Source organism: Nocardioides taihuensis (assembly GCF_042657275.1).
GTDB classification, from domain to species: domain Bacteria; phylum Actinomycetota; class Actinomycetes; order Propionibacteriales; family Nocardioidaceae; genus Nocardioides; species Nocardioides taihuensis.
This window is the reverse complement of the sequence record NZ_JBHSKD010000010.1, coordinates 1-4,793: the sequence shown is the minus strand read 5'-3', so window position 1 is coordinate 4,793 and position 4,793 is coordinate 1. Positions and strand designations below refer to the sequence as shown.

Genomic DNA, 4,793 nt, shown 5'->3' with positions numbered 1-4,793 from the left:
CTACGCTAAGCCCTCAGAGGTCATCGAAGACCTCCTGTTGCGCTGACCGCCCGAATCCGCCCCGCCTGGGCGGTGAATATCGCGGCTCCCGAGCGAAGGTTCGCGACACAACCGTGAGTTTCACCGCCCAGGCGAAACTCACCACCGGCTCAGAAGCCCAGCTTGCGCAGCTGCCGGGGGTCCCGCTGCCAGTCCTTGGCTATCTTCACGTGCAGGTCGAGGTAGACCGGCGTGCCGAGGATCGCCTCGATCTGCTTGCGGGCGACGGTGCCGACCTCGCGCAGCCGGGCGCCCTTGTGGCCGATCACGATCCCCTTCTGCGACGACCGCTCGACGTAGAGGTTCGCATGGATGTCGAGCAGCGGCTTGTCCTCGGGGCGGCCCTCGCGCAGGCCCATCTCCTCGACCACGACGGCGATCGAGTGCGGCAGCTCGTCGCGCACACCGTCGAGCGCGGCCTCGCGGATCAGCTCGGCGGCGACCTGCTCCTCGGGGGCGTCGGTGAGCTCGCCGTCGGGGTAGAGCTGCGGGCCCTCCGGCAGCATCCCGACGAGGAGGTCGGCGAGCAGGCCGACCTGCTCCCCCGACGTCGCCGACACCGGTACGATCTCGGCCCACTCGGTGCCGGTCTCGCGGCCGAGCTCGGCGATGGCGAGCAGGTGCTCGGTGATCCGCTCGGGGCCGGCGAGGTCGGTCTTGGTCGCCACCGCGATCTTCGGCTTCCGGCGCACCTTGGCCAGCTCGGTGACGAGGTAGCGGTCGCCCGGCCCGATCTTCTCGTCGCACGGGAAGCAGACCGCGACCACGTCGACCTCGGCCCACGTGGTGCGCACCAGGTCGTTGAGGCGCTCCCCGAGCAGGGTGCGCGGGCGGTGCAGCCCGGGGGTGTCGACGAGGATCAGCTGGGCGTCGGGCCGGTGCACGATGCCGCGGATCGCGGTGCGCGTGGTCTGCGGCTTGTCGGAGGTGATCGCCACCTTCGAGCCCACGAGCGCGTTGGTCAGCGTCGACTTGCCGACGTTGGGCCGACCCACGAAGCAGGCGAAGCCGCTCCGGTGCTCGGGCAGGGTCTCGTCGCTCATCCGTGCGTCCCTCCGTGGGCCTGGGCGGCGTCGTACTCGGCCCAGATCTGCTCGTCGCTCTTGCCGGCGGCCTTGCCGGCGCGCCAGATCGGGCCGGGGTCGACCGCACGCGGCTGCCTCCGGGCGCCCGCGCGCCAGTAGCCCATCACGTCGTACGCCGCGCTGGGCAGGGCGCGGTCGCGCATCAGGTGCTTGCGGATCGCCCGCATCTGGGCCGACTCACCGGCCATCCAGAAGTAGCCGTCGCCCGCCGGCCAGTCGATGCCGTCGACGACGGCGGCGAGGTCGCTCTGCCCCTCGGCCGGGGGCGCCAGCCAGGTGACCTCGGGGCGGTCGGGCAGGTAGCCGGCCAGGACCGCGGGGTCGTCGGGCACCTCGGCCCAGATCTGCGTCGGCACCCGGGCGCCGTGCGTGGAGGCGATCCGGGCCATCGCCGGCAGGGCGGTCAGGTCGCCGACCAGCAGCAGCCACCCCGCGTCCTCGGGCATCGCGAAGGAGCCCTTGGCCTCGGTGACCACGACGCGGTCGCCCACGCAGTCGCGCGAGGCCCACTCGGTGACCAGCCCGACCTCGTGCACCACGACGTCGAGGACCAGCTCACCCGAGTCCCACGAGCGCACGGTGTAGTAGCGGCTCTGGTACTGCCCCGGCACCACCAGCCCGACCCACTCGTCGGGCAGGCCCGTCGAGGCGAACCCGGCCAGTCCGGCGCCGCCGAGCACCAGCCGCACCAGGTGCGGCGAGAGCGGCTCGCGGCGCAGGACCTGCGCGTCGTACTGCCGGGCTCGGGTGCTCACCCGACGAGGCTATCGACAGGGGCTCACCCCTCGCCGAACAGACCCCGCCGCCGGGAGAAGTCGGGCCGCAGCGGGAAGCCGTCGCGGCCGTCCTCGGTGGTCTTCACCGCGAGCACGTGGTGGAGCTGGATCTCGTTGCGCTCGAAGGCGAGTCGGGAGCCGGCCATGTAGAGCCCCCAGACCCGGGCGGTGCCCTCGCCGACCTCCGCGACGCAGGCGTCCCAGTTGTCGCGCAGGTTGTGGCACCAGCCGGTGAGGGTGCGGGCGTAGTGGAGCCGGAAGTTCTCCTCGTGCATCACCTCGAGGCCCGCGTCCTGCGCCTCGGCGATGATCCTGCCGGAGCCGGTGAGCTCGCCGTCGGGGAAGACGTAGCGGTCGAGGAACGCCCCGATCATCTGCCGCTGGTTGTGCGGGCGGGTGATGCAGTGGTTGAGCAGGCGGCCCTCGGGGCGCAGCCGGTCGCGGATGAAGGAGAAGTACGCCGGGTAGTTGCGCACGCCGATGTGCTCGGTGAGGCCGATCGAGCTCACGGCGTCGAAGCCGGACTCGACGACCTCGCGGTAGTCGGAGTGGCGTACCTCGGCCAGGTCGCCGAGGCCCTCGCGGTCGATCGCCTCCTTGGCCCACTGCGCCTGCTCGTAGGAGAGCGTGACGCCGAGCGCCTTGACGCCGTACTCGCGAGCCGCGTGGCGGACCATCCCGCCCCAGCCGCAGCCGATGTCGAGCAGGCGCTGGCCGGGCTTGAGGTCGAGCTTGCGGCAGACGAGGTCGTACTTCTCGAACTGCGCCTCCTCGAGGGTGGCCTGCTCGTGGGGGTAGACCGCGCAGGTGTAGGTCATCGAGGGGCCCAGGACGTGCTCGTAGAAGGCGTTGGACACGTCGTAGTGGTGCGAGATCACCCCGGCGTCGCGCGCCTTGGAGTGGCGCAGGCCCTCCATGGCGCGCCGCCAGCGCGGCAGCGCCTCCTGCGGCGGCGGTGGCGGCGGCTTGAGGTTGGACAGGCCCAGACCGCGCACGATCTGCATCGCCTCGACCGGGCTCGGGCGCTTGAACTCCAGCTTGTTCATCAGGAGCACGAGCGCGTCGTAGGGGTCGCCCGGGTGCACACCGTGGATGACGAGGTCACCGGTCACGTACGCGCGCGCCATGCCGAGGTCGCCCGGCGCGGTGAGGATGTAGGCGAGGCCGCGCTGGTTGACCAGCTCGAGGTGGATCGCGGCGTCCTCGGGGCCGGCGCTGCTCCCGTCGTACGCCGTGAACCGGCAGGGCATGCCGTCCCTGAGCAGCGAGGAGACCGCGTCGCCGATGGTGAGGGTGCGCGTGGAGGTGCTCATCGTCGTCTTACCGCCTTGTCGTAGAGGCTGAGCAGCCGGTCGTCGGGGTCGTAGGCGGCCTTCACCCTCGCCAGGTGCGGGCCGTCGTAGAGGGCGTCGAACGTCGCCCGGTCGTAGAACGCTTCGGAGTAGAGGCTCTTGTGGCCGCCGAGCTCGCGCACCTTGGCCTCGATCGCGCGGTTGCGGGGGCCCTCGGAGGCGTCGGGGCCGACGTGGACGGTGCCCCAGAAGCCGACGTTGACGTAGAGGACGCCGGGCTCGAGCGGGTAGGTCGGCCAGGCCCGCGTCGCCACCACCGGGCACAGCCAGACCGGGCGCATCCCGACCTCGGCGTCGAACCACGCCAGGAAGTCCGGCAGCCGGTCGACCGGCACCTCGACGTCCTGGATCACCCGCTCGCGCTCCGGGCGGCCGGCACGACGGTCGAGCCGGTCGGCGATGTCGAAGCGGCGGTCCCAGCCGAGCATCCGGTGGTAGACGTCGGAGCGGCGCCAGCGCCGCGGCCAGACCCGGCGCAGCAGGGGGTGCTGGGCGCCGAACGCCCGCGAGCACCAGAACCAGTCGGTGTCCCAGCGCCAGAGGTAGTCGTAGGTGGTCAGCAGGTCGGTCTGGCGCCGCTGGATCGAGCGGTAGTAGATCTCCTGACCCGTGTAGTCCGAGGGCTGCTGGCGCGGTACGGCGTCGTCGCCCCAGGTGGCCAGCGTGAGGTAGTACTCCCCCGGCTCGAAGGCGACGCCGTCGATCGCGTCGACCCGGACTCCATCGTGCTCGCCGGTCTCGCAGGTGGCGGCGATGGTCTTGGCGAGCAGGCCGGCGTCGTCGAGGCGGACGTGCCGCAGGCTCACGAAGCCGGGCACCGCCTCGAGGCTGATCCGCAGCCGCGTGGCGTAGCCGAGCGAGCCGTAGGAGTTGGGGAAGGTGTCGAAGAGGTCCTCCCCCGGGCGGGTCGTGACCACCTCGCCGGCCCCGGTGAAGATGTCCATCTCGAGCACCGACTCGTGCGGGAGCCCGCTGCGGAAGCTGGTCGACTCGATGCCCAGCCCCGACACCGCGCCGCCCAGGGTGATCGTGCGCAGCTGCGGCACGACGTACGGCATCAGGCCGTGGGGCAGTGTCGCGTCGACGAGGTCCTCGTAGGTGCACATGCCCTGCACCTCGGCGGTGCGCGCCTGCGGGTCGAGCTCGATCACGCCGGTCAGCCCGGACACGTCGAGCCCCGGCGCGGAGGTGGCGCTGCGCGGCCGGAACAGGTTGGAGGTCTGCTTGGCCAGGCGCACCGGCGCATCCTTCGGCAGCACAGCGTACGACGACCGCAGTCGCTCGACCGCGGCCTCGTGCTGTTCCCATGTCAGCAACGGCACGGCGAACAACCTACCGGCCCGGCCGACGGCGTGGGAACGGACCACTAGTCACCTCCCAGAGCCCCGGGGCCGGTCACACCAGCCCCACACGTCCCACCGTCGTACCGAATTGGTCACTGTCGGATGGTTGTCCCGGTGCGACAGTGACCAATTCGCGGGGCGGACCTGATCGGTGAGTGCAACACCCTGCGATTGTTGGGTGTGTCTTGTGGCTGGTCC

General features: G+C 71.5%; 4 protein-coding genes. All 4 read right to left on the bottom strand.

Annotated features, from left to right (window positions below; translation table 11 throughout):
- Nucleotides 1–149: 149 nt before the first annotated feature.
- Genes era through ACFPGP_RS11310 form a run of 4 tightly spaced genes read right to left on the bottom strand, consistent with a single transcriptional unit; the run spans nt 150 to nt 4,574 of the window.
- Nucleotides 150–1,082: a GTPase Era gene (gene era / locus ACFPGP_RS11325; protein ID WP_378590146.1), complete on the bottom strand. Its 933-nt coding sequence runs from the start codon at nt 1,080–1,082 to the stop codon at nt 150–152.
- Nucleotides 1,079–1,879, bottom strand: a complete 801-nt coding sequence (locus ACFPGP_RS11320) for a siderophore-interacting protein (RefSeq protein ID WP_378590145.1) — start codon at nt 1,877–1,879, stop codon at nt 1,079–1,081. Before ACFPGP_RS11320 ends, era begins: the two co-directional genes overlap by 4 nt.
- A gap of 23 nt (nt 1,880–1,902) precedes the next feature.
- A complete protein-coding gene (locus tag ACFPGP_RS11315) occupies nt 1,903–3,213 on the bottom strand; it encodes a class I SAM-dependent methyltransferase (RefSeq protein WP_378590143.1) in 1,311 nt (436 codons plus the stop codon).
- Nucleotides 3,210–4,574 (bottom strand): FAD-binding oxidoreductase, encoded by a 1,365-nt coding sequence (locus ACFPGP_RS11310; RefSeq protein ID WP_378590141.1) that lies wholly within the window; start codon nt 4,572–4,574, stop codon nt 3,210–3,212. Before ACFPGP_RS11310 ends, ACFPGP_RS11315 begins: the two co-directional genes overlap by 4 nt.
- Between the last annotated feature and the right edge of the window lie 219 nt (nt 4,575–4,793).